The sequence below is a fragment of the Amycolatopsis sp. NPDC049253 genome (assembly GCF_040678995.1).
Taxonomy (GTDB): Bacteria; Actinomycetota; Actinomycetes; order Mycobacteriales; family Pseudonocardiaceae; genus Amycolatopsis.
The window spans coordinates 304,048-330,272 of record NZ_JBFAQX010000007.1 but is presented as its reverse complement, the minus strand read 5'-3'; the positions used below and the strand labels follow the sequence as shown (position 1 = coordinate 330,272).

Genomic DNA, 26,225 nt, shown 5'->3' with positions numbered 1-26,225 from the left:
GGCATTATCGGGCACATTTGAGAATGGCTTGAGGTTCGCAGCTCAAATCAACCCTAAGTTATTGCCGCTCACGTTGCGGCCGGATGCGGTCCGACCACATCATTGTCTGGTACGACACAGTGGTCGGCCGACCCCTGCGTCACGACACGCACTTTGTTGTCAGAACAGGGGAATCACATGTCGCCCTCGGATCAGACGGCGGTCGCCGAGCCGCCGGAAACCTCGTTCAAGCACGAGGAAGCCGGGTACCACAAAGGACTGAAGAACCGTCAGGTCCAGATGATCGCCATCGGCGGTGCCATCGGGACCGGCCTGTTCCTGGGCGCCGGCTCGCGCCTGCACAGCACCGGTCCGGCGCTGGCCGTCGTCTACGCGGTGGCCGGGATCATCGCGTTCTTCGTGGTCCGCGCGATGGGCGAACTGGTGATGCACCGGCCGTCCTCCGGATCCTTTGTGTCCTATTCGCGTGAATTCCTCGGCGAGAAGGCCGCATTCTTCGCCGGCTGGATGTACTTCCTGAACTGGGCCACGGCGGGTGTCGCCGACGTGACCGCGGTGGCCAAGTACACGCAGTTCTTCTGGCCCGACCTGCAGCAATGGATTCCCGCGCTCATCGCGTTGTTCGCGATCCTCGCGGTGAACATGGTCTCGGTGAAGCTGTTCGGCGAACTCGAGTTCTGGTTCGCCGCCGTCAAGGTGCTCGCGCTCGTGGTGTTCATGGTCGTCGCGATCTTCGTGTTGATCAGCCGCACGCCCGTCGACGGCGTGGTGACCGGCCCGAGCCTGATCACCACCAACGGCGGCCTGTTCCCGACCGGCGTGCTGCCCGCGTTGCTGATCCTGCAGGGTGTCGTTTTCGCGTACTCCGGCGTCGAGATGGTCGGCGTGACCGCCGGCGAGACTGCCAACCCGCGCAAGGTCATCCCGAAGGCCGTCAACTCCGTCGCCTGGCGCATCGGCATCTTCTACGTGGGCTCGGTGCTGCTGCTGGTGATGGTGCTCCCGTGGACGGCGTACAAGAGCGGGGAGAGCCCGTTCGTCACGTTCTTCTCCAAGCTCGGCATCCCCGCGGCCGGCGGCATCATGGACGTCATCGTGCTCACCGCGGCGCTGTCCAGCGTGAACTCCGGCCTCTACTCCACCGGGCGCATCCTGAGGTCGCTCTCGATCGCCGGCTCGGCCCCGAAGTTCACCTCGAAGATGAGCAAGAGCGGCGTCCCCTTCGGCGGCGTGCTGCTGACCGCCGCGGTGTACGTGCTCGGCGTGGTGCTCAACCTCGTGGTGCCCGGTGAGGCCTTCGAGGTCGCGCTGGAGTTCTCGGCACTGGGCATCATCGGGATGTGGTCGATGATCGTGATCTGCCACCTGGCGATGACCCGCAAGGCCGCGCGGGGCGAGATGTCCCGGCCGTCGTACCGCCTGCCGGGGGCGCCGTACACGAACTACGTGACGCTGGCGTTCCTCTTACTGGTCCTGACGATGAGCTGGTGGGGCGGCACGACTGGGCGGATCCTGATCTACAGCATCCCGGTGCTGGCGCTGGTGCTGATCGCCGGCTGGCTCGGTGTCCGCGGCCGGGTCCGCCGGATCGCGGCCGAGCGGCAGGACGAGCTGACGTAGGGCTGCGTTGATCTCCTGGGCCTCCGGCGTGGTTTTCTCCGCCGGGGGCCCAGTTTCAGTCCGCCAGCACCTCGTCCGTCGTCCTGACCTCGACCAACGGGCCGTACAGCCGCAGGATCGCCAGTGTCTGCTCGTGGCTTTCGTCCGAAACGGCCGCGCACGCGTCGGACACCACGGTGACCGGGACGCCCGCGTCGGCGGCGGCCAGGGCGGTGGAGAGGACGCAGCAGTCCGTGGAGACCCCGGCGAGCACGAGACCGCCGTCGCCGACCAGGCCGGCCAGCTCAGGCGTCCACTTGCCGAAGGTGAAGGCATCCACAGTGGACTCCACCGGGAACTCGTCGACCACCGCGTACGCCGGCGAATCCGCGGGCTGCAAGGCGAACGGCCACTGTTCGTAGTACTTCACCCAAGCCCCGGCCGGCTTCTCCGGAGCCAGGAACCGCGTGAACGCCACCCGCGGCCCGAACGCGTCCACCAGCCGCCGCACCTGAGGCAGGATCGACGCGAACCCCGGCGTGAACCAGCCGCTCGACGGGTTGCCGAAGATGTTCTGCAGGTCGATGACCCCGAGCAGCGGCTTCACGCGGCGATCTCCTGCGCGCGCACGCGCGAGCGGCTGACCAGCAGCGTCACCACGAAACCGAGCACCAGTGCCACCAGCACGCCGAGGTTCGCGAACGCCCAGGAGCCCTCGCGGCCGCCGAGGCCGAACGGCGCCAGCAGGTAGCCCTGCCAGTGCAGCCAGCTCGCGGACGCGTTGGTGACCAGGCCCCAGCCGACGACCGTCGCGACGACGATGAGGGCGATGGGCCCGAAGCGCACGTCACCGTAACGGCCGCGGCGGTCGTAGAGGTCGGCTTCGGCGTAGTCGCGGCGGCGCAGCAGCATGTCGGCGAGCATCACACCGCACCACGCGGCCACGGGCACCCCGAGCGTGGTGAGGAAACCCTGGAACTGGCCGAGGAAAGTGCCGCCGAAGAAGACGATGTAGACGGTGCCGGCGATCATGATCACGCCGTCGACCAGCGCCGCGGCGTAGCGCGGGATCCGCAGGCCCGCGGACAGCAGCGACAGGCCCGAGGAGTAGATGTCCAGCACGGCGCCGCCGACCAGGCCGAGCACGGCGACGATCGCGAACGGCACCAGGAACCACAGCGGCAGGATCGTGGTCAGCGCGCCGATCGGGTCGGCGGCGACGCTCGTGTTCAGCTCCGGCGACGAACCCGCCAGCAGCAGGCCGAACACCAGCAGCACGAGCGGTGCCACGGACGCGCCGAACGTCGTCCAGCCGATCACGCCGCGTCCGGACGACGAGCGTGGCAGGTAGCGCGAGTAGTCGGCCGCTGCGTTGACCCAGCCGAGCCCGAACCCCGTCATCAGGAACACGAGCGCGCCGATGAACTGCTGCGCCGAGCCCGCGGGCACCGCGCTCACCGCCGACCAGTGCACGTGGCCGGCCACCAGGATGACGTAGACCACGGTGAGCACGCCGGTGATCCACGTGATGATCGTCTGCAGGCGCATGATCAGGTCGAAGCCCATCACGCCGCTGAGCACGGTGAGCCCGGCGACCACGATCAGCGCGATCACCTTCGTCGTCGTGCCGCCGCCCCAGCCGAGCCGCTCGAAGACCGTCGCGGTGGCCATGGTCGCGAGCGCGGTCAGCACCGTCTCCCAGCCGACGGTGAGGATCCACGAGATCGCCGACGGCAGGTGGTTGCCGCGCACGCCGAACGCCGCGCGGGAGAGCGTCATCGTCGGCGCGGAGCCGCGTTTGCCTGCCACCGCGATGAAGCCGCAGAGCAGGAACGAGAACACGATCCCGATGACACCGGCGACGGTCGCCTGCCAGAACGAGATCCCGAACCCCAGCGCGAACGAGCCGTAGCTGAGCCCGAGGATCGACACGTTGGCGCCGAACCACGGCCAGAACAGGTCCCTTGGCCGGCCCCGGCGCTCGGCGTCGCCGATCACGTTGATGCCGTGTGTCTCGACCTTGAGCCGGCTGCCTGTTTCCGGTGCCTGTTGTTCGGTCCTGGCCATGGTGCCCGCCTATCTGAACCTGTTCATATTTGGTCGGTGCGACGGTAGAAGTCGCCCGTGTTGCCGTCAATATTCCGACAGAACTCGTTCAGTTCCGCACGTGTGGGTGCCGTGGCGGGTCCGTGTCGGGTTACGGACAGCGCGGCGGCGGCGTTGGCGCGGCGGGCTGCGCTCGGCAGTTCGGCGCCGAGCAGGAGCTCGGCGGCCAGGACGCCGCAGTGGGTGTCACCGGCGCCGTTCGTGTCGACCGCGGTGACGGGGAAGCCGTCGATCCGGGTGGTCTCGCCGCGGTGGTGGATCGTGCAGCCGGCCGGGCCGTCGCGGACGATCACGGTCGTGGTCTCGGCGAGCGCGGTGACGTCGAGGGACAGGGCCTCGCGAGCGTTGCAGCTGACGATGTCTACTGTGGACAACAGGGTACTCAACGCATACGGGTCCAGTTCGGACACCAGCGGGCCGGGGTCGAACAACACTCGCGAACCGGGCAGGTCCGGCAGCCAGCGCAGCAGGGCATCGCGGTTGGCGGCGTGCAGGAGGCTGTAGCCGGTGACGTACACGAGGTCGTCGGGTGCGGCGGCGACGCGCGCGAGCTGGTCGGCGCGCAGCCGGCCCTCGGCGCCGGTGCCGGTGGCGAACGTCCGCTCACCCGAGGGGTCGACGAGCGCCACGACGACGCCGGTGTCGCCACTGGCCGTGGGTTCCTGCGCGACCGTGATGCCCTCGGTCGCCAGCGCGGCGCGCACGAGGTCGCCGAAGCCGCCGGTGCCGTGCGTGCCGGCGTAGACGACCTCGGCGCCCGAGCGCGCGGCCGCGGCCATCACGTTGAACCCACCGCCGGGCAGCAGGTTCGTGGACGTGGCCAGCACGTCGCCGCCGGGCGCCGGCAGCCGCGGCACGGTGAGGACGAGATCGACGACGACCTGTCCCGTGTGGATCAACCGGCTCACGGGATGGTCCTGCGCACGGTGACGAGACCGTCAACGAGCGAGCCGAGCTCGAGGCCGTTCACCCGGACCACGGTTTCGGTCAGCTCGGCCGGGATCTGCTCGCCGCACGCGCCGAGCAGCGCCCCGCAGATCGCGGCGACGGTGTCGGTGTCGCCGCCCAGCCCCGCGGCCGTCGTCAGCGCGTCGGCCGGGTCGAGCACCTCGGCCAGCGCGAACGCGGCGACCACGGACTCCTGCGCGGACACGGAGGTGCCGATCACGTCGGCCACGGCGTCGTCCAGCTCGCCGCGCCGCAGGCCCCGTACCCAGTCGCGCGCCCAGTGGATGCGCGCGGCGACGCTGCCGCCCGCGCTCCAGTGGCCTTGCGTCGCGCCCACGGCGGCCGCGCGTTCGGCCAGGTCGAAGGCCTCCATGCGGTTCGCGCCGTCGACACCCGCCGACACGGCGGCGGCGACGGCGGCCGCGGCGGCGAGGCCGAGTGAGGTGTTGTGCGTGACTCGCGCGGTCTCGGCCACGGCGGCGACGAGCGTCGTCAGGTCGTCGGCCGGAGTGGCGATACCGACCGGGGTCACGCGCATGGCGGCGCCGTTGGTCGTGCCGCCGCGGCCGGTCTCTTCCGGCGGGACGCCGTTTTCCAGCAGCGACAAAGCTCTTTTCGTCGACGGCCCGAGCAGATCGGCCGAGCCGCGGCGGATCATGTCGGCTTCCCACGCCAGCAACGCGTCGGCGAACACCCGCGGCTCGACGTGGCCGCCGCCGGCCACGAGCAGGCGCGCGAGCAGCAGGGCCTGCTCGGTGTCGTCGGTGATCGTGCCCGCGGGCAGGCCGGGTGCGATGGGCTGCCCGGCGATCGCGTCGCGGAAACCGTCGATCGTTCCATACGCGGCGCGGATTTCGGCCCGGCACATCGACTGCGTCGGCATGCCGAGCGCGTCACCCACGGCCAGTCCGGTCAGCGCGGCGAGCGCGCGGCCTCGGGCGCTCATCGCCGGCCGAAGGTGAGGTGGAAGCTGAAGCGCGCGGGGTCGAGCCGGCTCACGACGTGCTCGACTAGCCGGGAATCCGCGTCGAGCGACGTGCGCGTGGCCTTGAGGAACAGCTCACCGGCGGGGCGGCCGAGCAGCGCGGCCGAAGCGGCGTCGAGCGGCTGCGCGGTGATCCACTGGTCGCCGCAGGCCGGGTGCAGCCCGGCGTCACGCAGGGTGGCCGTGATGGAGTCGTCGACCAGGCGCAGCTCGGCCAGAGAGCCGACAGGGGGCAGGGTGGCCTCTTCGAGCGAGACGCCACGGCCGGTCTCGTCGCGGCGCAGGCGGTTCACGCGCACGAACTTCGGCGTGGTGAAGCGGCGCGTGAGCTCGGTGTCCTCGACCTCGGTGATGCCGACCAGCTCGGTGGTCACGGGCGTGCCGGAGTCGGCGAGCGCACGGGCCCAGCCGACGCGCTGGTCGAGCGTGACCCCGTCGAACGTCACGAACGACCCGACGCCGGCGTGTGTGGAAATGAGCGCTTGATGTTGCAGTTCCACCAGCGCGCTGCGCACGGTGCCCCGGCTGACCTGGTACTGCTCGGCGAGCTGGTGCTCACCGGGCAGCTGGTCACCGTGGGCGAGCCGGCCCGAGCGGATGAGCTCGGCGAGGTCGCCGACGAGCTTCTGCTTCTTTCCGCCCATGTACATGTTCACACCTGTACACCGCGCGGTGGCCTGGTGACAACTCCTGACTGTGATGTGCGTCTATCGGGAACAACTAAGTTGAGTTGGTCGTTGTCAACTTCGTAAGGTCCGGTCAGCCACCCAGGAGCTGATCGAGGCCACCTGAAGGAGGAACGCAGATGTTGATCCGGACCGACCCGTTCGCCCAGTTCGACCGCCTGACCCAGCAGTTCTTCGCCGGCCAGCCCACCAGCTCGCCGCGCACGATGCCGATGGACGCCTACCGCAACGGTGACGAGTACGTCGTGCAGTTCGACCTCCCGGGCGTGGCTCGCGAGTCGATCGACGTGAGCGTGGAGCGCAACGTGCTGACCGTGAAGGCCGAGCGCGCCGCCGCCTTCGGCGAGGACGCCCGCGTGCAGGTCTCCGAGCGTTCGCGCGGCAAGGTTTCGCGCCGCCTCGTCCTCGGTGACACCCTCGACACCGACCGCGTGGCCGCGGAGTACGTCGACGGTGTGCTGACCCTGCGCATCCCGGTTGCCGAGAAGGCCCAGCCGCGCAAGATCACCGTCGGTGGCGAGCCGCAGCAGCTCGAGAACTGAGTTCCAGGCTCAGTGCACGGCCCCGTCGCTCCTTTCGGGAACGGCGGGGCCGAACCCTATCCGTCCACAGTGGATTCTTCTGCGAGGATTCTTCCGGGCAAGTACGTTGCCCTGTCTCACCTTCGCTGCGCGTTGTGGTCGCCGTCACATCAAGATCGTGAACCGTTCACCGGGCGGGACCCGTGTCTGCGGGTGTCCGGCACCGAGGTGCGGCGCCGGGAAATCCGACAAGGTTCTGGAGAATCCCATGCTGCGCAAGACTGTTCTTTCCCTGGCCGCCTTCGGTGCCGTCGCCGGCGCGGTGCTCGGCGGTGCCGGCATCGCCTCCGCTTCGCCCGCCTCCTCCGGCGCGAGCGGCATCCTCGACTCGGGCATCAACTTCTCGGAGCCGCAAGGCTCGCAGGGCATCGGCGGCAACGACGGTGAGTGCATCACCGTGCACATCCCCGCCACCGGTTCGCTGCAGAGCTTCGGCGGCACGATGACCCTGTGGACCGGCGCGGACTGCAAGACGGGTGACGCCGCGGTGCTCACCGACAGCGTCGCCAACATTCCGGCCACCTTCGGCGCCGGCTTCGCCCACGTCCAGTCCATCTTCATCGGCGACAACGCCCCCGCGAAGCCGGTCGCCGGCGCCAGCGCGATCATCGACTCGGGCAAGAACTTCTCGGAGCCGCAGGGCTCGCAGGGCATCAACGGCAACGTCGGCGACAAGGTCAACATCAACATTCCGGCCACCGGTTCGATCCAGTTCGTCTCCGGCACCTTGACGCTGTACACCGGCCCGAACCTGACGGGCCAGTCGCTGGTCGTCACCCACGACGTCGCGGACCTCGCCGCCCTGGGCTTCGGCCAGGTGCACTCGGTGCTGATCGGCGCGGCTGCCTGATCCTTTCCCGCTCGCGAAAAAGGCCACTCCGGCGTTCGGAGTGGCCTTTTTCCCTGTTATCCACAACCCCCTGTGGACAACCTGGGGACAGGTTGTGGAGAACGCCGGAAACCGCAGGTCAGAGCTTGCGTCCGATCCCGCCGGCGATGATCCGGTGGGCGACCGTGAGCGGCTTGAGCTGCGGGCCGTCCGGCCACCGGTGCACGAGCTCCGTGATGCCGGGCTCCACCATCTCCAGCCCGTCGAACAGCTCCTCGATCTCGGTGCGCGTGCGCGTCGATGTACTGGCGCACCACCTCGGCCGGCGCGTTGCGCTCGCCCTTGTGGTGGTGCAGCGTCGCGACCTGCGAGCGCGCGATCGGCTGGTGCCAGTCGAGGTGGGTGCGCACGGTCTCGTTGTCGAGGATCGAGGGCGGGTCGAAGATTTCGCCCTCGACGTAGCGCGTGAGGTCGTTCTCCTCCCGCAGCCCCCGGCCGTGGGCGTGCAGTCGAGGAACTGCGTGACGTCGGTCTACTTGGTGATGAACCGCATGGCGCGGATGAGGAACGCGCGGTTCTTCTTGGCGACCTCGACCACGTCCGGCAGCGCGGCGGTCATCTGCTCGCCGGTCTTGCGGTCGATCTCGTAGTTGTCGCTGCTGCCCTGCGGGTGGTCGTACACAGGCCACGGAGGCCCGGTCGGGGTCGACCCCCAGGGGAGCGTTCACCTCGGCACCAGCGGTGTTCGGCGACATCGCGCTCGTCCTCCCAGAGGGTCGTGTCGGCAGTCACGCCGGGGGTAGTCGCCGGGGCAACTCAGGGGGCCGCGGGGCGGGTCGCGTTCAGCCCGGCGAGCACGACGCCGAGCGCGTAGCGGAAGTCGTCGGCCGGGGTGGCGCCGGCGGCTTGGCGGTCGCGCAAACCTTGTGCCATCAAGGGAAACGGGATCTCCACGATCTCGTCGGGCCTGGTCTGGTCCTCGACCGCGCGGCCGAGGACGAAGTGGACGAACACCCCCGCGGCGCGCGTCGCGTCGGCGAGCGCGAATCCCGCCCGGTGCAGGACCTCGACCGCGCGCTCCGCGAACTCACCCAGCGATCGGGCCACGCTCAGGTCGGCGCCGATCGCGATGCTCGGCCCGTCGCGGTGGCCGAGCAGCGCGGTGTGCAGTGCGTTCCCCGCCTTTTCCAACCACTCGAGCCAGGGTGTGGTCTTTTCCGGCAGCTCGTCGAGGACCGGCTCGACGATCGCATCGGTCATGTGGTCGAGCAGCGCGCGTTTGCTGCTGAAGTGCCAGTACAGCGCCGGAGCTTTGACACCGAGCTCGCCGGCGAGCCGCCGGACGGTGAGCTTGTCGAGCCCGTCTTCCTCCAGCAGCCCCAGTGCGGTGCGCACCGCGTCGGGTACGTCGATCGGCATGCTTCTTGACTCCTTAACTAGTTCAGGCGCAGAGTAGCACTTAACAAGTTAAGGGGAGTTCTCATGGACGCAGACGTGATCGTCGTCGGGGCCGGCCCCGTCGGTCTCCTCCTCGCCGCCGAGGTCCAACTGGGCGGCGGCCGCGCCGTGGTGCTGGAACGCCTCACCGAGCCCACGCGTGATCGCAAGGCCCGCGGCATCGGCCCCCTGGCCACCGAAGCCCTCAGGCGTCGCGGCCTCGGACCCCACCTGGCGGCCGCCGACCCCGATGGCGCCCGCGACTTCACCCGCGACCACGGCACCGAGCTCGGCCACTTCGCGAACATCCACAAACTCGCCCCAGACCCACGGCGCCGCGGCACCCGCATCTGGCAGCCCGACCTGGAACGCCTCCTCGCCACCCACGCCGAAAGCCTCGGCGCCCGAATCCTCCGCGGCCACGACGTCGTCGCCCTGGACCCCGCCGCCGACAGCGTCACCGTCACCACCCGCACACCCACCGGCGAACACCACCTGCGCGCCCTCTACCTGGTCGGCTGCGACGGCGCACACAGCCGCGTTCGAAAACTCGCCCCCTTCGCCTTCCCCGGCACACCACCCCTCCTCCGCACCATCGCCGGCGCCACCACCTTCACCGGCCCCGTCCCACCCCCCGGCCGCTACCTCACCGGCACCTTCCTCCACGGCGGCTCCCTCGCCGGCGTCACGGAACTCGCCGGCTCTGCCACGCCCGCCCCAGTCGCCACGGCCGCCACCCCGGTCAGCCCGGCCGGCGAAGGCCGCCTATCCACTCCGGCTGCCGGCGCTGGCCCGGACATCCTCGCCATTTCGACCGGCGGCGGGCCCTCGGTGACCTCGACCAGCACCCCTACCCCTGTCGTCACGGCCGACGATGGCCGCCCATCCACTCCGGCTGCCGGCGGTGGCCCGGACACCCTCGCCACCTCGACCGGCGGCGGGCCCTCGGTGACCTCGACCAGCACCCCTACCCCCGTCGCCGCGGCAGATGGTGGCCGCCCGTCCACCCTGGTTGCCGGCGGGGGCCCGGTCGTCTCAGCCGCGTCGCCCGGCGACGGTCGCCCGGGTGCTCCGGCCGTCTTGGCCGAAGGCACTCCATCCACACCGGCGACCTTGACCAGCGCCGCCGCTCCGATCGCCTCACCTGACCCGGCCGGTGAAGGCCGCCCATTCACTCCGCCCCGCGGCCCGGTCACCCCGGCCGAGCTGGCCGCCGCGATCCGCCGCGTGACCGGCGCCGACGTCGCGATCGAAGAAGTCCGCGAACCCCGCGACTTCACCGACCAGGCCCGTCAAGCCGACACCTACCGCCACGGCCGGGTCCTGCTCGCCGGCGACGCCGCCCACGTCCACTCGCCCAGTGGCGGCCAAGGGCTGAACCTCGGCCTGCTCGACGCGATGAACCTGGGCTGGAAACTCGCCGCCGTAATCCGCGGCGCCGCGCCCGAGGCGCTGCTCGACACCTACACCCGCGAACGCCACCCCGCCGCGGCGGCCGTCCTGCACAACACTCGTGCGCAGTCGGCCCTCCTGGCGCCCGGTCCCCACGTCGACGCCCTGCGCGACATCGTCAGTGATCTCATGGAAATCCCTGCGGTGAACCGGTATTTCAGCGCCCTACTGTCCGGTGTGGACCATCGCTACGAAATGCCGTACCCCGCCACCGAACCCGTCGGCCTCCACTCGCCCGACCTGGAGCTCACCGACGACCACGGCGTCCACTCCGGACTGCACGAACACCTGCGCTCCGGTCGCGGCCTGCTCCTGCTCACACCCGAGACGCGAGCTTTCGCGAATTGTGCGAAAAACCGTGTGGAAATCCTCCCGGTGACCAACATCGGCCCACGGCTGCTTCGCCCGGACGGCATCATCGCCTGGGCAGAAGGGGACAGCCAATCGCTGCAATTCGCACTCGACACGTGGTTTCCAGCGCCGTGATCAGTTCGGCGAGTGCGAATATCCTCACCGGCCGCGAATTATGCGACAGGCCGTGTTCGAATCCTGTCGGCGATCAACAACGGCCAACACCGGCCGGCGCCGAAAACCACCACCGGGCTCAGCCGCCCGAATGCATGTCCTCAGCCTCGGGCACGCAGTCGTCGTCCGGGTCGTCCAGCCAACCGTGCGGCAGCGTCACCTTGCCGGGCGAACCCTGCCGCCCCCGGGGACCGTCGGCGTTCTCGGGAAACGGCGCGTCGAAGTCGAGGCGGGCGATGAGGTCGTCGAGCTCGTCGAGGCTCGACACCATCGCGAAGCCACGCCGCAGCTCGGACCCGACGGGGAAGCCCATGAAGTACCAAGCCATGTGCTTGCGCAGATCGCGCATCGCCTTGGTCGCCCCGTCGTGCGCCACTAGCAGCTCCGCGTGCCGGCGCAGCACCCGCGCGACCTCGCCCAGGTGGGGCCCGGCCGGGATCTCGCGCCCCGCGAACGCCGCCTCGAGCTCCCCGAACAGCCACGGCCGCCCGAGGCACCCGCGCCCGACGACCACGCCGTCGCAACCGGTCTCGTCGACCATGCGCAGCGCGTCGGCGGCGGAGAAGATGTCACCGTTGCCCAGCACGGGAATGCTGGTCACGGCCTGCTTGAGCTCGGCGATCTTCGACCAGTCCGCCTGGCCCGAGTAGCGCTGCGCGGCCGTGCGCGCGTGCAGGCTGACCGCCGCCGCGCCCTCGGCCTCGGCGATGCGCCCGGCGTCGAGGAACGTGCGGTGGTCGTCGTCGATGCCCACGCGGAACTTGACCGTGAACGGCACCCCCGCCTCGGCCGCCGCCGCGGCCGATTCGCGCACGATGTCCGCGAAGAGCTTCCGCTTGAACGGCAGCGCCGCCCCGCCGCCCTTGCGCGTCACCTTCGCGACGGGGCACCCGAAGTTCGAGTCGATGTGGTCCGCGAGCCCCTCACCGGTGATGATCTTCACGGCCTCGCGCATCGTCTTCGGATCCACGCCGTAAAGCTGCATCGACCTGGGCTTCTCGTGCTCGCCGAAGGTCATCATGTGCATCGTCCCGGGGTGCCGCTCCACGACGGCCCGCGCGGTGATCATCTCGCACACGTAGATGCCCGCCCCGTACTCCGCGCACAACTGCCGGAACGCGACGTTCGTGATCCCCGCCATCGGCGCCAACACGACCGGCGGATCGACCTGGTAGGGGCCGATCCGCAGGGCAGGCTTGCTCAAGGTGGCAGTCACGACCTCCATTGTCGCTTGTGGTGTCGATCACGTCGAGCAGGGGGCTTATCGCGGCTGGATCGAGCCGTACAACGCCTGCGCGACGGTCGCCGCCCGGATCTTGCAGGTCTCCGTACCGCCTCGATCGGCATCCCGGTTGTCGATGCCGACCTTGAACGTCGCGTTGCTGTCCAGCACGGCCGGCTCGCACGCCTGCCCGCTGGGCAGCGGGCCCCACGCCGCCTTCCCGCCCAGGTGGAGCCCCGGATCCACCACGTACGCCCCGGACGACGTGTCGACGTCGAACCCCGCACGTTGCAGGTTCCCGACCCGCCCCGCGACCTCGTCGCAACCGGGCAGCGGCGCGGCTTCGTACTTGCGTCCGCTTGGTCGTAGCTGCTGCCGCCGCCGGACAACGCGCCCGCCCCCAGCACAACCCCGGCCACGACCACCAATCCGCCGACCACGATCGCGACGATCCAGCCGGGCCCGAGCCCTCACTTGGGCGGCCAGGGAACCGCACCTCCGTACGGCGGGAACCCCTGGGGGAACGATGCGTTCACTGCTGTGTCTCCACAGGTTTACCGTCTGCGGCCACTGACTACCGGGGAGCCGGGAGTCGTTCATCACCCCTTTCGCGTCTCGCGTACGAACGCAAAGATTCACCGGCCACCGGCGTTATCGGGTCGCCGCCGAAAATCGCTGTTCGCCAAGTGTCGCGTTCTTCGCCACGGGACTGAACTTGTTCACGGTATTGGCGAACCCGCACCACTTTGCTCCCTTGGCGGCGAGCCCTACGCTCTCGCCGCCCGGTTGCAGAAGCTCGTCGAGCTGCGCACTTACCGTTTCAGAGCTCGGAATCTGCAGCTCCGCGAGCACGAGGTCATCACGGACAGCGCAGGGTGTGCCGGCGGTTTCACCCGTAGGGGCCAGCACGATGCGCACAGCCGACGCGGGCGGCAGATCAGGGTGACACCACCACCTTGATCGACGTCCCGGTGTCCCGCTGCGCCTCGAACGCGGCCGTGATGTCCGCGAGCGCGAAGCGGTGCGAGATGAGCGGCCGGACGTCCACCTGCCGCGACACGAGGAGGTCGAACGCCTCCTGGCAGTCGCGCGGGGTGTAGGCGAAGCTGCCGAGCAGCCGGAGCTCCTTCTGCACCAGGTCGTCGACCGGGATGCTCAACGGGTGGGCCGCGAGGGCGATCGCGGCGATCGGCGCGGCGGCCCGGGCCAGGGAGAACGCCAGCGGCAGCACGGGGGCCGCGCCGGAGCATTCGAACACCGCCCCGATCGCGCCCGAACGAGGTTGGTAGGGCGACGAAGTCGTGCCGCGCGAGGCGAACAGGGAGGCGCCCACGTCGTCAGTCGCCGGGTTCAACGCTTCGTGCGCCCCCGCGGACATGGCGGCCGCGAGGCGCCGAGGTGAAGTATCCACCACGATCACATCACGGGCGCCCGCCGCGAGAAGGACTTGCACCACGCATTGTCCGATTGTTCCCAGGCCGAACACCACGATCGGCTCGTCCAACGGCGGCGCGGCGTGGTGCACGGCCCGCACGGCCACCGACAACGGCTCCAGAAAACAGGCTTCCTCCAACGGAAAGTCACCGGGCAGCACGAACAGGTGCTGCCCCACCACGGCGTTGCGCACCAGAACCTGGTCCCCGAACCCGCCGGAATGGCCGGATCCGTTGGAACACAGGTTCTGCCGCCCTTCCGAACACCGCGGACAAGACCCGCACGGCGCCGCCGGATTCACGGCGACCCGGTCGCCGACGCGCAAGCCGGCGACGTCAGAACCGACCGCGGTTACCGTCCCGGCGTACTCGTGCCCCAGCGGTACGCCGGGCGCGATCCACATGCCCTCGGTGTAGGAGTGCACATCCGATCCGCAGATCCCGCACGCCCCGACGGACAAGACCACATCGGACGGTCCGCACACCGGTGCGTCGATCTCGTCGAGGGAAAGGGTTTCGATCGCCTGCCAAGTGACTACACGCACAACAGCCTCCTAAGTGGATGTTCCATGGAAAACCTGTCTCAGAACTCGCCTCGGCCCGAGGCGAGGGAAAGTCCTTTGTGGTCGAGAAGAAAACCGCGACACCGCGCCAAACCTCGAACATCAACGAACGGTAACCACGCGTTGCGCCGCACGGGTGAATCCCAGGAGATCAACGAACCCATTGCCGCACAAGAACTTTGTCCTGAATCGAGAAGCTGCCAAGTGGTGCTTGACACACTCTGAACCCGGGCGCAAGCTGTCTCGAACCGACTAGTCGGTCGGGAGCACTTCGGCTGAGGCACCTGTTTCGCCTCCCTATCCATCACCTGCATCCGCACCCCTGTGTCCGGAGGGTCTTTCATGTCGTTCCCCGCACCGGTAACCCGCCCGAAGCTCTTCACGGGCAAACGCGGGCTGATGCTCGCGAGCATCCTGATCGTCAACTTCGTGGTCTGGCTGGACAGCGCGAAGTTCAGCCTGCTCAACCCGTTCTGGTCCACCGACCTGCACCTTTCGCCGAGCCAGATCTCGAGCGTCACGGCGAGCTACCTGCTGGGGTATTTTCCCCTGCTGCTGCTCGCCGGCATCCTCGCCGACCGCATCGGCGCCAAGCTGATGCTCATCATCTGCATCTCAGGCGTCACGGTGCTCTCGGCGACGATGGCGTTCGTCCACACCTACGACGAGATGTGGTGGCGAAACCTGATCTTCGGCGTCTTCTTCGGATTCTCCTGGGCCCCTTCACAACGGCTCCTTTCCGTGTGGTTCCCGGGCGCGCTCGGCGCCAGGGCGACGTCGACCTGGATGAGCTCGACCCTCATCGCCGGTGTGCTCGCGCCGGCGATCGCGCTGCCGCTGGCGAACCATCTGTCCTGGCGGGACGCGTTCATCGTGGTGGCGGCGCTGGGTGTGCCGGCACTGGTGATGCTGGTTCTGTTCACTGCCAACAAACCCGAGAAGCTGCGCGGGATCACTCAGGAAGAAATCGCGCGCATCCACGCCGAACACCGCGGGGTCGAGGTCCGCGAGAAACTGAGCTTCCGCGAACTGCTGCGCGCGCTCAAGAACCGCAGCATCCTCACGATGATCATCGCGACCGCGCTGGCGACGACCCCGACGTGGCTCTCGGGACCGTGGCTGCCCTACGGCCTGATCACCCTCGACAAGGTCAACCCCGACACGGTGGCCTGGGTCAGCCCGCTCATCGCGGCGATCCCGGTCCTCTTCGGACTCGTCAACGGCACGCTGGTGGCCCGTTTGTTCGGCGGCCGCACGCGGCCGTGGCTGGTGCTCGGGCCGGCCTGTGGTGCCGTCGGGTTCCTGATGGGTGTGCTGCTGCACGATTCGACCTGGGTTCTGTGGGGGTTCTTCATCGGGGCCTTCGCCTTCCTCTGCGATCCGATGTTCTGGGGCACGGTCAACAGCTACTGGGCCGGCATCGCCCGGCCGGAGGTCACCGGCACGCTCAACGGCGCGTCGGCGGCCATGCAGGTCGCGGTCGGCTGGGTGATCACCGACCAGAGCGGGAAGTGGATCGACACCACCGCGGCGGGCCGCGGCCAGCTCGACACCATCTGGATCGTCGGTGCGATCCTGTTCGCCGTGGCCATCATCCCGGTCCTTCTGTCCAAGGAGGTACGGGTGCACCAGGCCGTGGCGGGCGACCTCGAACCGACGTTGCCGGCCCGGACCACCGATCCGGTGTCCTGACGCACAAGAGCTGAAGAAGGGGCTTCCCCGCATCGCGCGGGGAAGCCCCTTCGGCGGTTCAGCCCGCGGTGACGGCGGAGGGGAAGCGTTCCGCGATCCGCTGCTGGCTCACCTTGGGCGTCCAGCGGTCCTCGAGGCCGGCCCAGATGTCGCGCAGCTTCGGGATCACCTGCGTGCCGAACAGCTGGTTGTTCATCGCCGCGACCTCTTCGGACAGGTTGCCGACGTGCATGCACGTGATGAGCTGGCCGATCCGCAGGTCCGTCACGAGGTCGCGCACGCGCTGCTCGACCCGCTCCGGGGTGCCGGCGATGATGTAGCCGAGCTCGTCGTACTCCCAGAAGGACAGTTCGCCGTTCTGGGCCTTCATGCGTTCCTCATTGGAGATCGTGCGCGCCCGCGTGAGGTTGGCCCGGATCGACGGGAGCGAGTTGTAGCCCGGCGGCGTCGCGAACTCCAGCGCCGTGGGGTTCTGGCGGTAGAAGTACTTCACGGCGTCGCCGTAGAGCCGCTCGGCCTCGGCGTCGCTGTTGGCGCAGCAGATGATCTGCGTGAACGCCATCCGGTTGGGGTTCGTGTCGGCGCCCTGCTGCTCGGTGTAGTCCCAGAAGCCCTTCACGATCGGCTCGGCGCTCTGCTTGCCGCTGAAGGAGAGGTACCCGTAGCAGTAGTTGAAGGCGTTGACGACGTCCCAGGTCTCCACACTGCCGCTGCCCGGGATCCACACGGGAATCTCGTCCTGCACCGGCCTCGGCCACGTGTTGACGTAGCGCAGCTTGGTGTACTTACCGTTGAAGGCGAACGGTTCCTCGGCCTTCCACGCGCGGGTGATGAGATCGCGGGCCTCGTGGAAGCGCTCACGGAGCTCGATCGGCGGCACGCCGTAGGAGAAGGCCGTGTCCATCGGGGTGCCGAACACCATGCCGGCGATGACGCGGCCGCCCGAGATGGTGTCGAGCATGGCGATCTCCTCGGCCACGCGCACCGGCGGGTTGTACAGCGCCAGCGAGTTGCCGCACAGCGCGATCGCCGAGTTCTGCGTGGTCCCGGCGAGGATGGCGGCGATCAGGTTGGGCGACGGTGTCATCGCGAGTGAGGTCTGGTGGTGTTCGTTCAACAACAAAGAGTCCCAGCCGAGGCCGTCGGCCTGCTGCATCAGGCGCAGGTAGGTGTGGTAATCCTCGTGCACCTGCGAGGGGTCGGCGACCGATGCCGGCGGCGTGACCCACGAGCTGTGCACGGTGCTGCCGTAGTCGTCGGGGAGCTTGGTGTAGTACTGCTGCGCGAACCAGTGGAACTTCACGTGCGTACCTGCCTTTCGAAGAAGTAGGGGTTCAGCCCGCTGCCATGGAGCCGCCGTCGACGCGGTAGGTCTCGCCGTTGACGAAAGCCGACTCGTCGGAAGCCAGGTACAGCACCATGTTGGCGATGTCCGAAGGCAGCCCGGCGCGCGGCGACGCCGTTCCGGCCAGTGACTGCTCCGGGAGATCGGGCACCGCGTCGAGCAGTTGCTGCGTCTGGATCACGCCCGGGGCGATTGCGTTGCAGCGGATGCCCTGACGGCCGTGCTGCGCCGCGATGTACCGCGTCAACCCGACGACGGCGGCTTTCGTGGTGCCGTACGCGGTGAGCCCGGAGCTCCCGCGCAACCCGCCGATCGACGCCATGTTCACGATCGAACCGCCGCGGCCGGCCTCGACCATGTGCGGCAGTGCGAATTTGCACACCAGGAAGATGCTCCGCACGTTCGTGGCGAACGCCCGGTCCCACAGTGCGATGTCGGTGTCGATCACCGTGGTGTCGCCGAACCACGCGTCGGGACCGACGAGCGCGGCGTTGTTGTGGATCACGTCCACGCGGCCGTGGCGTTCGATCACCGCGGCGACCATGTCCTGAATGGACTGCTGATCGGTGGCGTCGAAGCGCACGGCGCTGGCCGTTTCACCGATCTTCTCGGCCACCGCCTTGGCGCCGTCCTCGTTGATGTCGGCGACCACGACGGACGCGCCTTCACGCGCCAGCGTGTACGCGGTCTCGCGGCCGATGCCTGCCGCGCCCCCCGTGACCAGTGCGACCTTGCCGTCTACCCTGCCCATTTCGACGTCCTCTCAGGAATCCAGGAAAGCGGTGACCACGGACACGAACTCGTCCTCCTGCTCGACCATCGGGTAGTGCCCGGCCTCGTCGATCACGGTGACCTTGGCGTCGGGCACGAGCCGTGCGAACTCCTCGGCGTACGCGGTGGTCACGAGGCCGTCGGACGCGCCGTTGACCACGAGCGTCGGCGCGGAGATCAGCGGCAGCCGGCGCCGGAGCCCGCGCTCGGCGATGGGCCACATGAACTTCGTGGCCGAGCCGAGGTTGCGGGCGGAGAACAGGATCGCCGCGTGCGGGTCTTCGGGATCGGGCATGAAGTTCGTCGGCTCCTGCTCGGGCGGGCCGGCGTGCCACTTGGCGGCCTTCACGTCGGCGGCGGCGCCGAACGGGTCGAGTGAAGGCTGGTCGTCGAGCCAGACTCCGAACGGATCCACCAACACGAGCCGCCGTACGAGTTGGGGAGCGATCACGGCGAGTTCGGCTGCGAACATTCCGCCGAGCGAATGCCCGACGACGTCCACCTGCTCCAGGCCCCAGGAGCTGACCAGTTCGCGGTGGAACAGCGCGACGTCGAGTACGTCGGTGAAGTGCTCGAACCCGGTCGACTTGCCCCAGCCGGGCAGCTCGGGCGCGAGCACCCGCCGGGACTCGGCGAGCCGCTTCAAGAAGCCCGCGCCACCGGGGTGGCGCTCGTACCCGTGCAGGTACAGCAGGGGCGACCCGCTGCCGTCCTCCCAGAGGTCGACCTCGAACCGCCCGATACCTGCGATGTCCAGCGTTGTCATGCGGGAACCTCCATTCCTCAGTCGGTGAACTGGCCGCCCGCCGGGTGCAGCATCTGGCCGGTGACGAACGACGATTCGGCGGACGCGAGCCACAGCACCGCGTTCGCCTGCTCGTCGGCTGTGCCGAGGCGGTTCATCGGCGTGATGCTCATCGCCGAGGAGTAGGCCGCCTCGTTGTCCTCGATGCCGGCGATCATCGGCGTCGCCGTGTAGCCGGGGCCCACGGCGTTCACGCGGACGCCGGTGGTGGCGAGCTCGAGGCCGAGGACCTTGGTGAGCATCCACACGCCGGCCTTCGAGGTGCAGTAGGGCGCCGCGCCGGCGAGCGGGATCTTCGCGGCGCTCGAAGCGATGTTGATGATCGAACCGCCGTCACCCTGTTCGAGCATCTGCCGGGCGAGCGCGCGGTCGGTCATCATCACACCCAGCACGTTGACGTCCAGCACCCGCCGGAACGCCTCCGTCGCCAGGTTCACCACGTGCGTCGCGTCGCCGTTCTGCGCGCGGGTCTCGACATTGCTCATCCCCGCCGCGGTCGCGATGCCCGCGGCCGCCACGCCGACGTCGACCCGGCCGAACTCGGCCACCGCCGCGGCGACGAGGGCGTCGCAATCGGCTTCGCTGGTGGTGTCTGTTCGTTTGTACACAGCCTTTTGGCCGATTTCTTCCACCAGCCGCAAGGTTTCGCTCGCATCTTGCACGTCGCCGATCACCACGTGTGCGCCCTCGCGCGCGAAACGCACCGCGGTGGCCCGGCCGATGCCGCTCGCGCCGCCCGTGACGACGGCGATCTTGTTCTCCAGTGCCATGACCATGGGCTCGACTGTGACCGGCGGCACGTGGGTGCGACAACGGAAGTTCGTGCGCGCTGCGGGCCCACGGCATGTGCGGATTCCCATTGCCGCCGCGCCCGGCTCCCGCTGACGATGAGGTGGCCAAGTCAGCGAGAGTGACGGGTGGTGGGTCGTGGAACAAGCTGGACAGCTGCACATCGTGGGCCTCGGGGGCACCGTGCGCCCCGGATCGTCGAGTGAGCAGTCGCTGCGGATCGCGTTGCGGCACGCGGAGGAGCTGGGCGCGACCACGCACGCGTTCGCGGGCGCTTCGTTGGCCCAGCTGCCGATGTACGCGCCGGGCGGCGAGGGTGGCGCGGTGGCGCGAGAGCTCGTCGAGCACCTGCGGCGGGCCGACGGGGTGATCATCGCGTCGCCCGGGTATCACGGGTCGATGTCGGGGCTGGTCAAGAACGCCCTGGACTACGTGGAGGACATGCGCGAGGACCCGTTGTCCTACCTCTCCGACCGGGCCGTGGGGCTGGTCGTGGCGGCGCACGGGTGGCAGGCGGGGGTGACGACGCTCGGGGCGTTGCGCTCGGTGGTACACGCGTTGCGTGGCTGGGTCACGCCGTACGGCGCCGTGGTGAACTCGCTGGAGACGCAGTTCGCCGACGGTGCCTGTGACCAGCCGCGCGTGGTGCAGCAGCTGCACCTGGTGGCCGACGAGGTGGTGCGGTTCGCGGGTCTCGTCGCCTCGGCGCGGGTCGCCTGATGGAGCTCTCGTTCGAACCCCTGACGCCACTGTCCTACCTGGACCGCGCCGCGGCGGCACACGGCTCTCGGGTCGCGGTGGTGGACGGCGCTTCCCGGTGGACGTACGCCGAGCTGCACGACCGGTGCCGTCGGCTGGCGGGGGCGCTGGCGCCGTTGGCCGGCGGACGTCCGGTGGCGGTGCTGGCGCCGAACACGCACGTGTTGCTGGAGGCCAACTTCGGCGTGCCGTGGGCGGGAGTGCCGCTGGTGGCCGTGAACACGCGGCTGTCGGCGCGCGAGGTGGCGTACATCCTGGAGCACTCCGAGGCGTCCGTGCTGGTGCACGATCCGGTGTTCGACCCGTTGGTGGACGAGGTGCTGTCGAGCGTCAGCGGGGTGCGGCGGATCCGGGCCGGGGACGAGTACGAGGCGTTGCTCGCGGCCGCTTCTCCGCTGGCGTTGACCCCGGATGACGAGCGGGCCGTGCTTTCGATCAACTACACGTCCGGCACCACCGGCCGGCCGAAGGGCGTGTTGTACCACCACCGCGGCGCGTACTTGCAGGCGTTGGCGATGGTGGGCCACGTGGGATTGTCACCATCATCTGTGCATTTGTGGACACTGCCGATGTTCCACTGCAACGGCTGGTGTTTCCCGTGGGCCGTCACGGCAGCCGCAGCGACGCACGTGTGCCTGCCGAAGGTCGAGCCCGCCGAAGTGTGGCGGCTGATCCGCGAGGAGGGCGTCACCCACCTCAACGGCGCGCCCACGGTGTTGTCGATGTTGGCTTACGCACAAGAAGCCGCACCGGTCACCCCGACGGTGCGCGTGGCGACCGGTGGCGCCCCACCGTCACCGGCGATCCTGCGGCGCATGGGTGAGCTGGGGTTCGACGTGACACACCTGTACGGACTCACGGAAACGTTCGGACCGGCGATGATCTGCGACTGGCGTCCGGAGTGGAACGGCCTCGACGCGGCGGCGCAGGCGCGGATGAAGGCACGGCAGGGTGTGGGGAACATGATCGCCTGCGTCGTGCGGGTGATCGGCGCCGGCGGGGTGGACGTGCCCGCCGACGGTGCCACCGTCGGCGAGATCGCGTTGCGGGGCAACAACGTGATGCTCGGCTACTTCAAAGACCCCGAGGCCACGCGCGCGGCCGCGCCCGACGGCTGGTTCCGCACCGGTGACCTGGGCGTGCTCCATCCCGACGGCTACGTGGAACTGCGTGACCGCAGCAAGGACGTGATCATCTCCGGCGGCGAGAACATCGCGTCCGTCGAGGTGGAGCAGGCGATCGCGGACCACCCGGCCGTGCTGGAGGTCGCCGTGGTCGCCGCGCCCCACGAGCACTGGGGCGAGGTGCCGGCGGCGTACGTGACGCTGCACGCGGGCGCGTCGGCCACGGAAGAGGAGATCGTGGGCCACGTGCGGTCGCGGCTGGCGCGGTTCAAGGCGCCGAAGTCGGTGGAGTTCGGCGAGCTGCCGAAGACGTCGACGGGGAAGGTGCAGAAGTTCGTGCTGCGGGAGCGGGCTCGGCGGGATCCGGCATGAGCCGGTAGAGCTGCAGGGCGACCTGCAGGTCGAGGGTGTTTTCGGGGTCTCGCCAGCCGGCGCCGTCGAGCACGTGGTCGATGCGGTCGAGGCGCTGGTAGAGCGTGTTGACGTGGATGCCGAGCGCGCGGGCCGCGGCGGGCGGGCTCTGGCCGCGGTCGAAGTAGCACTCGACGGTGGCCAGCAGGGACGAGCGGTGTTCGGCGTCGTAGTCGAGCAGTGGTCCCAGGGCTCGGCGGACGACGCGGTGCAGCTGGTCGGGCCCGACGTTGTCGAGCACCACGCCGACCACGCCGAGTTCGTCGAGGCCGGCGCCGCTGCCTTTTCGGCCGAGGGCCAGCAAAAGGCGGTGGCAGCGCAGGGCTTGCTGGTGGGTGGTGCGCAGCGCCGGGAGGTCGTGGGCCGGGCCGGCGGCTCCGGCGGTGACGGGGGTGCCGGCGTCGAGCTCGGCCGCGACGGCCCGGGCGATGGCGCCGGCGTCACACCCGGGAAGGATCAGGACGACGTGACTGTCCACTTCGCTCGCGAGGCCGCCGCGCCGGGTGGCAGCGCATTCGGCGGCGGTGGTGAGTTCCGGCGCGTCGCCTGATACCACCACGATCACGTGCGGTTCGTTTTCCACCAGAACCGTGAACCTTTTCGCACGCCGCGTGATGGAGTCCCAGTCGGGTTCGCGCTCGCCGAGGAGGTCTTCCACCAGCTCGTGGCGCAGGTCTTGTTCGACTGTTGCCGTCTGGCGTTCGAGAAGTACCAGGAGCGTCGCGGTTTGTGCCGCGCGTTCGAGCGTGCCGAGTTCGGTTTCGGTCAACGGCTGGGTGCGGCCGAAGTACAGCCGCCCGTGCGTCTCGCCGCCGGCGCGCAGCGGCACGACGGTGCCGGAGTGGAACACCGAGTCGACCGGGATCCCACCGGGCGCGGTGGCGGCGACGCGGTCGGTGCCGGTCTCGAGGGCGACGGTGCCGTCGAGCAGGCGCGCCATCGTGTCGGCCACCTCGCCGAGGTCGGCGCCCGCGAGCGCGAGCGGCATCAGGAGCTCGTGGGCGGCACCGGCGAGCTCGAGCGCGTGGCGTTGTTCGGACATTTGCGCGTGGGTTTCGCGCAGCTCCTCCGTGGTGCTGCCGAGCTGGCCGAACAGCCGCGCGTTGTCGATCACCACCGACGCGTGGTGCGCGAGCGAGGTCAACAGAGCGATGTCGTGTTGATCGAAAGTTCGCTCGTGACGATCGGCTGCGAACAACGCACCGATCACGCGTTGTCCGAGTTTCATCGGCACACCGGCGATGCTCACCACGCCGTCTTCCCCGACGGCGCTCGCCACCTGCGTTTCGCGGTGGATGCGCGGGTCGGTGAGGTAGTTGGTGGTGGCGAACGGACGTCCGGTCTCGATCACGCGGCCGCCGACGCCTGAGCCGGGCCGTTGGCGCACCGAGCGGATCGGCGCGGTGACCGTGCCGGAGGTGACGCGCATGTAGGCGTCGCCGGTGTCGTCGTCGATGAGGGCGATGTAGGTGGAGTCAGTCGCCAGCAGGCGGCGCACGCGGTCGACGATGGCGCTGAGCACCTCGTCGACGTCTCGCAGCGAGGTGAGGTCGCGCGCGGTTTCGTACAGGGCTTGGGTTTCGCGTTCGCGCTGCGCGCGGCGGGCGAGGATGCCGCGGACGGTTCGGGCGTCCGCGATCGCTCGCCGCAACACGTTCTTCCGGTCACCTTCAGGAAGGGCACGGACGTGCGCCTCGACGGCCTCGAAGTCACCGGCCGGCGCCTCTTCGGCGAGCAGGAAGGTGAGGTGGGCGAGGACTTCGACGGGATTGTCCACCGTGGACCTGGTGAGCGCTTCCGCTGTCATGACACCACCGGGATCTGGTCGATTACGCGTCGGAGTTGCAGGGCGATGCGCAGCGTGAGCGCACCCGCGGGTTCGCGCCAACGGCGGTGCCCGAGCACCTGGTCGACGCGGTCGAGGCGTTGGTACACGGTGTTGGCGTGCACCTGCAGCCGGCGCGCGGCGGCGCGGGGGTTCTCGCCGGCGGCGAAGTAGCCGTCGAGGGTTTCGGCCAGCAGGGAGCCGTGTTCGGCGTCGTAGACCAGGATCGCGCCGGCGCTGTCCTCGACGAGGCGGCGGACGTGTTCGCGCGAGGCGCCGTCGAGCACCAGGCCGAGCACGCCGAGGTCCGCCAGGCTGGCGGCGGTGCCCGCACGCCCGAGTGCGACGAGCAACCGGTGGCACCGCTCGGCTTCCCGGTGCAGGTCCCGCACGGCGGGCGCGGTCGCGGCGGGGCCCGCCACGCCCGCGGTGACGGTGCCGTCGGTCGCGCGCTCGAGGTGCCTCCGCGCGGCTCTGACGGCAGCCGTCGCGTCGGCGCAGGGGAGCAGCAGCACGACGTGTCCGCCGTGCTCGGTCGCCACACCTCCGTGCGCCCGCACGTAGTCGGCGGCGGCTCTCAGCAGCCGTCGCCTGGTGGTGCCTGTCGCGGACACCACGAGGACCGTCTGCCGCACGGAGAAGTCGATGGCGCCGGACACCTTCGCGCGCCGGCGCAGCGCCGCCCAATCCGGCTCACGTTCGGCGAGCAACTCGTCCACCACCTGTCCGCGCACCTGTTGTTCGGCTGCGGACATCTGACGTTCGACCAGCAACAACAGGGCCGCCGTCTGCGCCGATCGCTCGAGGATCCGCTTGTCGGTGTCCAATGGCTCCGCGCGTCCCGCGAACAGCAGATGCCCGAACGTCTCCGCCCCCGCCCGCACGGGCACCGTCCAGGCACGCCGCCCCAGATCCCGCACGCGGCCGGGGCCGGGTCCGCTGGTCTGACGTTCAGGAAAACCGGGCTCGTCGGCGCGCCGGCCATGCTCGGTTCCGGGTTCCCATCGCCGCTGAGCCGGATCCGTCAGGCAGTCCTCCACCTGGTGCGTTCCGCCGGCTTCCGCGGCGAGCGCGGTAGCTTCCCGCGCGTCGCGGACTCGGCCGGTTCCCGGCGCGTCAGGTGGCTGGGCGCTGGTCTCCACCAGCGGTGCCCGGCCGGCTTCGGTGCTGCGTGGGGGTGTCTTCGGTCCGGTCCGGCCGCGGTCCCGGCCGCCTGAGGATTCCGGTGGTTGCGGCCGATCGGCATTCACCGGGGGCGTCCTGCCGGGTTGGGTGGCGAGTACCGGAACCTTCCGCGCGCTCGGTCGTAGGTCCCGCTCGGGAACGGGACCGGGGTCGTCAGGCGGCAGGTCCGGCAGCCGGTCCAGCAACTCGGCCGGACCGGCCTTCGCCAGCGGCGTCCCGTCGGGTTCGGCCGCGAGCACCGCACCGTCGAGCGTTTCCGCGACCGCCGCCACCAGCTCGGCCAAGTCGGCGCGGCGCAGGACCATCGCCATCAGCTGTTCGTGGGCCGTCGCAGCCTGTTCGAGGGCCTTGTTGTGGCGGGCGAGCTGGTCGTTGGCGACCGTCAGCTCCTCGGCGGTCGCCTTCGTGGCCGCGAAGAGGCGTGCGTTTTCCAACACGATCGCTGCGTGATCTGCCAGCGAACCCAGCAAATCGATCTCGGATTGTGCGAATGTTCGCTCGTCGCGGTTGGCTCCGAACAGAACGCCGATCACTTCCGCACCCACACGCATCGGGACGCCGAGGATGCTCACGATCCCGTCCTCCGCCACGGCCGACGCGACGGAGTGCTTGCGGCGGATCCGGTCGTCGCGCAGGTAGTTGGCGGTGGCGAACGGACGGCCCTCCTGCGCGACCCAGCCCCCGACGCCGTAGCCGGCCGGCTGCCGCAGTGACTCGATGGGCCGCGTGATCGTGCCGAGCGTGACGCGCATGTACGCGTCGCCCGTCTCCGGATCGACGAGCGCCATGTAGGCCGCGTCCGTGCCGAGCAACCGCCGCGCGCGGGCGACGATCGCGTCGAGCGCGGCGTCGACCTCGCGCACCGAGGCAAGGTCACTGGCCGTGTCCAGCAGCGCCTGCATCTCCCGCTCGCGGCGCTTGCGGTCGGCGAGCAGCCCGCGGATGCGGGCAGCCCTGGTCAGCGTGAGAGCGACGAGCTCGCCGTCACCCTCGCCCGCCAGGTCCTCGCCGAGCCGGTCGAACTCGCCCGTCGCGCCGGTTTCGTCGGCGAGCAGGTGCAGCAGCCTGGCCAGGTCCCGTTCCGTGGTGGTCACACCGCCGTTGGTGTCCATCTCGTCTCCTCGGTGCCTGCGGACATCTTGACCACAGATGT

Annotated in this window: 24 protein-coding genes and 1 pseudogene; 7 read left to right on the top strand and 18 right to left on the bottom strand. The window is 69.6% G+C overall.

What is annotated here, in order from left to right:
* Nucleotides 1–177 precede the first annotated feature (177 nt).
* A complete protein-coding gene (locus AB0K15_RS19365; RefSeq protein WP_364051797.1) occupies nt 178–1,620 on the top strand; it encodes an amino acid permease in 1,443 nt (480 codons plus the stop codon).
* Nucleotides 1,621–1,675: 55 nt separating this feature from the next.
* Here the strand turns inward: AB0K15_RS19365 and AB0K15_RS19360 are convergent, their stop codons facing one another.
* Genes AB0K15_RS19360 through AB0K15_RS19340 form a run of 5 tightly spaced genes read right to left on the bottom strand, consistent with a single transcriptional unit; the run spans nt 1,676 to nt 6,288 of the window.
* A complete protein-coding gene (locus AB0K15_RS19360) occupies nt 1,676–2,206 on the bottom strand; it encodes a cysteine hydrolase (RefSeq protein WP_364051794.1) in 531 nt (176 codons plus the stop codon).
* The gene (locus AB0K15_RS19355) at nt 2,203–3,666 is read right to left on the bottom strand and encodes a cytosine permease (protein WP_364051791.1); all 1,464 of its coding nucleotides are present in this window, start codon (nt 3,664–3,666) and stop codon (nt 2,203–2,205) included. The genes AB0K15_RS19360 and AB0K15_RS19355 overlap by 4 nt, the downstream gene beginning before the upstream one ends.
* 23 nt (nt 3,667–3,689) lie before the next feature.
* Nucleotides 3,690–4,613 carry a PfkB family carbohydrate kinase gene (locus AB0K15_RS19350; protein WP_364051788.1) on the bottom strand — a complete coding sequence of 308 codons (924 nt, stop codon included), beginning with the start codon at nt 4,611–4,613 and terminating at the stop codon, nt 3,690–3,692.
* A complete protein-coding gene (locus tag AB0K15_RS19345; RefSeq protein WP_364051785.1) occupies nt 4,610–5,599 on the bottom strand; it encodes an ADP-ribosylglycohydrolase family protein in 990 nt (329 codons plus the stop codon). Before AB0K15_RS19345 ends, AB0K15_RS19350 begins: the two co-directional genes overlap by 4 nt.
* Nucleotides 5,596–6,288, bottom strand: a complete 693-nt coding sequence (locus tag AB0K15_RS19340) for a GntR family transcriptional regulator (protein ID WP_364051782.1) — start codon at nt 6,286–6,288, stop codon at nt 5,596–5,598. The genes AB0K15_RS19345 and AB0K15_RS19340 overlap by 4 nt, the downstream gene beginning before the upstream one ends.
* A 155-nt stretch (nt 6,289–6,443) precedes the next feature.
* On the opposite strand from AB0K15_RS19340, the gene AB0K15_RS19335 reads away from it, so the two are divergent.
* Entirely contained in the window at nt 6,444–6,866 is a 423-nt protein-coding gene (locus tag AB0K15_RS19335) for an Hsp20/alpha crystallin family protein (RefSeq protein WP_364051779.1), read from the top strand.
* A gap of 247 nt (nt 6,867–7,113) precedes the next feature.
* Nucleotides 7,114–7,755 carry a hypothetical protein gene (locus AB0K15_RS19330; protein ID WP_364051776.1) on the top strand — a complete coding sequence of 214 codons (642 nt, stop codon included), beginning with the start codon at nt 7,114–7,116 and terminating at the stop codon, nt 7,753–7,755.
* A gap of 118 nt (nt 7,756–7,873) precedes the next feature.
* Here AB0K15_RS19330 and AB0K15_RS19325 read toward each other — a convergent pair.
* The 3 genes and pseudogenes from AB0K15_RS19325 to AB0K15_RS19315 form a co-directional block, all read right to left on the bottom strand.
* Nucleotides 7,874–8,222, bottom strand: a pseudogene (locus AB0K15_RS19325) (SAM-dependent methyltransferase).
* Nucleotides 8,223–8,266: 44 nt separating this feature from the next.
* Entirely contained in the window at nt 8,267–8,416 is a 150-nt protein-coding gene (locus AB0K15_RS19320) for an SAM-dependent methyltransferase (RefSeq protein WP_364051973.1), read from the bottom strand.
* A gap of 134 nt (nt 8,417–8,550) precedes the next feature.
* Nucleotides 8,551–9,153: a TetR/AcrR family transcriptional regulator C-terminal domain-containing protein gene (locus AB0K15_RS19315; RefSeq protein WP_364051773.1), complete on the bottom strand. Its 603-nt coding sequence runs from the start codon at nt 9,151–9,153 to the stop codon at nt 8,551–8,553.
* A gap of 63 nt (nt 9,154–9,216) precedes the next feature.
* Between AB0K15_RS19315 and AB0K15_RS19310 the strand changes: the two genes are divergently transcribed.
* Nucleotides 9,217–11,109, top strand: a complete 1,893-nt coding sequence (locus tag AB0K15_RS19310) for an FAD-dependent monooxygenase (RefSeq protein WP_364051770.1) — start codon at nt 9,217–9,219, stop codon at nt 11,107–11,109.
* Between the two features lie 118 nt (nt 11,110–11,227).
* Here the strand turns inward: AB0K15_RS19310 and dusB are convergent, their stop codons facing one another.
* The 4 genes from dusB to AB0K15_RS19290 form a co-directional block, all read right to left on the bottom strand.
* Nucleotides 11,228–12,373: a tRNA dihydrouridine synthase DusB gene (gene dusB / locus AB0K15_RS19305; protein WP_364051767.1), complete on the bottom strand. Its 1,146-nt coding sequence runs from the start codon at nt 12,371–12,373 to the stop codon at nt 11,228–11,230.
* Between the two features lie 36 nt (nt 12,374–12,409).
* Nucleotides 12,410–12,616, bottom strand: a complete 207-nt coding sequence (locus tag AB0K15_RS19300; protein WP_364051764.1) for a hypothetical protein — start codon at nt 12,614–12,616, stop codon at nt 12,410–12,412.
* 405 nt (nt 12,617–13,021) lie between these two features.
* Nucleotides 13,022–13,288, bottom strand: coding sequence for a hypothetical protein (locus AB0K15_RS19295; protein ID WP_364051761.1), 267 nt, complete (start codon nt 13,286–13,288; stop codon nt 13,022–13,024).
* A 19-nt stretch (nt 13,289–13,307) separates the two neighbouring features.
* A complete protein-coding gene (locus tag AB0K15_RS19290) occupies nt 13,308–14,348 on the bottom strand; it encodes an alcohol dehydrogenase catalytic domain-containing protein (RefSeq protein WP_364051758.1) in 1,041 nt (346 codons plus the stop codon).
* A gap of 360 nt (nt 14,349–14,708) precedes the next feature.
* Here AB0K15_RS19290 and AB0K15_RS19285 point away from each other — a divergent pair, with 360 nt between their 5' ends.
* Nucleotides 14,709–16,058 (top strand): MFS transporter, encoded by a 1,350-nt coding sequence (locus AB0K15_RS19285; protein ID WP_364051755.1) that lies wholly within the window; start codon nt 14,709–14,711, stop codon nt 16,056–16,058.
* Between the two features lie 58 nt (nt 16,059–16,116).
* On the opposite strand, the gene AB0K15_RS19280 is transcribed toward AB0K15_RS19285, so the two are convergent.
* From AB0K15_RS19280 to AB0K15_RS19265, 4 genes are read right to left on the bottom strand one after another with little or no spacing between them, the layout of a single operon-like run.
* Entirely contained in the window at nt 16,117–17,361 is a 1,245-nt protein-coding gene (locus AB0K15_RS19280) for an LLM class flavin-dependent oxidoreductase (protein WP_364051752.1), read from the bottom strand.
* Between the two features lie 31 nt (nt 17,362–17,392).
* A complete protein-coding gene (locus tag AB0K15_RS19275) occupies nt 17,393–18,154 on the bottom strand; it encodes an SDR family oxidoreductase (protein ID WP_364051749.1) in 762 nt (253 codons plus the stop codon).
* A 12-nt stretch (nt 18,155–18,166) separates the two neighbouring features.
* The gene (locus AB0K15_RS19270) at nt 18,167–18,940 is read right to left on the bottom strand and encodes an alpha/beta hydrolase (RefSeq protein WP_364051746.1); all 774 of its coding nucleotides are present in this window, start codon (nt 18,938–18,940) and stop codon (nt 18,167–18,169) included.
* 17 nt (nt 18,941–18,957) lie between these two features.
* Nucleotides 18,958–19,755, bottom strand: a complete 798-nt coding sequence (locus AB0K15_RS19265; RefSeq protein WP_220245006.1) for an SDR family oxidoreductase — start codon at nt 19,753–19,755, stop codon at nt 18,958–18,960.
* Between the two features lie 151 nt (nt 19,756–19,906).
* Here AB0K15_RS19265 and AB0K15_RS19260 point away from each other — a divergent pair, with 151 nt between their 5' ends.
* Nucleotides 19,907–20,488, top strand: a complete 582-nt coding sequence (locus tag AB0K15_RS19260; protein WP_364051742.1) for an NADPH-dependent FMN reductase — start codon at nt 19,907–19,909, stop codon at nt 20,486–20,488.
* Nucleotides 20,488–22,023, top strand: coding sequence for an AMP-binding protein (locus AB0K15_RS19255; protein WP_364051739.1), 1,536 nt, complete (start codon nt 20,488–20,490; stop codon nt 22,021–22,023). The genes AB0K15_RS19260 and AB0K15_RS19255 overlap by 1 nt, the downstream gene beginning before the upstream one ends.
* Here the strand turns inward: AB0K15_RS19255 and AB0K15_RS19250 are convergent.
* Entirely contained in the window at nt 21,920–23,869 is a 1,950-nt protein-coding gene (locus tag AB0K15_RS19250; protein WP_364051736.1) for a GAF domain-containing protein, read from the bottom strand. The genes AB0K15_RS19255 and AB0K15_RS19250 overlap by 104 nt on opposite strands.
* A complete protein-coding gene (locus AB0K15_RS19245) occupies nt 23,866–26,184 on the bottom strand; it encodes a GAF domain-containing protein (RefSeq protein WP_364051733.1) in 2,319 nt (772 codons plus the stop codon). The genes AB0K15_RS19250 and AB0K15_RS19245 overlap by 4 nt, the downstream gene beginning before the upstream one ends.
* Nucleotides 26,185–26,225: the final 41 nt, after the last annotated feature.

Bases quoted from the DNA above. Each gene is read 5' to 3' on its own strand.
- dusB (WP_364051767.1), bottom strand. From the start codon at position 12,373: ATGGAGGTCGTGACTGCCACCTTGAGCAAGCCTGCCCTGCGGATCGGC.
- AB0K15_RS19340 (WP_364051782.1), bottom strand. From the start codon at position 6,288: ATGTACATGGGCGGAAAGAAGCAGAAGCTCGTCGGCGACCTCGCCGAG.
- AB0K15_RS19310 (WP_364051770.1), top strand. From the start codon at position 9,217: ATGGACGCAGACGTGATCGTCGTCGGGGCCGGCCCCGTCGGTCTCCTC.
- AB0K15_RS19345 (WP_364051785.1), bottom strand. From the start codon at position 5,599: ATGAGCGCCCGAGGCCGCGCGCTCGCCGCGCTGACCGGACTGGCCGTG.
- AB0K15_RS19265 (WP_220245006.1), bottom strand. From the start codon at position 19,755: ATGGTCATGGCACTGGAGAACAAGATCGCCGTCGTCACGGGCGGCGCG.
- AB0K15_RS19255 (WP_364051739.1), top strand. From the start codon at position 20,488: ATGGAGCTCTCGTTCGAACCCCTGACGCCACTGTCCTACCTGGACCGC.
- AB0K15_RS19355 (WP_364051791.1), bottom strand. From the start codon at position 3,666: ATGGCCAGGACCGAACAACAGGCACCGGAAACAGGCAGCCGGCTCAAG.
- AB0K15_RS19335 (WP_364051779.1), top strand. From the start codon at position 6,444: ATGTTGATCCGGACCGACCCGTTCGCCCAGTTCGACCGCCTGACCCAG.
- AB0K15_RS19250 (WP_364051736.1), bottom strand. From the start codon at position 23,869: ATGACAGCGGAAGCGCTCACCAGGTCCACGGTGGACAATCCCGTCGAA.
- AB0K15_RS19315 (WP_364051773.1), bottom strand. From the start codon at position 9,153: ATGCCGATCGACGTACCCGACGCGGTGCGCACCGCACTGGGGCTGCTG.
- AB0K15_RS19330 (WP_364051776.1), top strand. From the start codon at position 7,114: ATGCTGCGCAAGACTGTTCTTTCCCTGGCCGCCTTCGGTGCCGTCGCC.
- AB0K15_RS19245 (WP_364051733.1), bottom strand. From the start codon at position 26,184: ATGGACACCAACGGCGGTGTGACCACCACGGAACGGGACCTGGCCAGG.
- AB0K15_RS19365 (WP_364051797.1), top strand. From the start codon at position 178: ATGTCGCCCTCGGATCAGACGGCGGTCGCCGAGCCGCCGGAAACCTCG.
- AB0K15_RS19285 (WP_364051755.1), top strand. From the start codon at position 14,709: ATGTCGTTCCCCGCACCGGTAACCCGCCCGAAGCTCTTCACGGGCAAA.
- AB0K15_RS19275 (WP_364051749.1), bottom strand. From the start codon at position 18,154: ATGGGCAGGGTAGACGGCAAGGTCGCACTGGTCACGGGGGGCGCGGCA.
- AB0K15_RS19270 (WP_364051746.1), bottom strand. From the start codon at position 18,940: ATGACAACGCTGGACATCGCAGGTATCGGGCGGTTCGAGGTCGACCTC.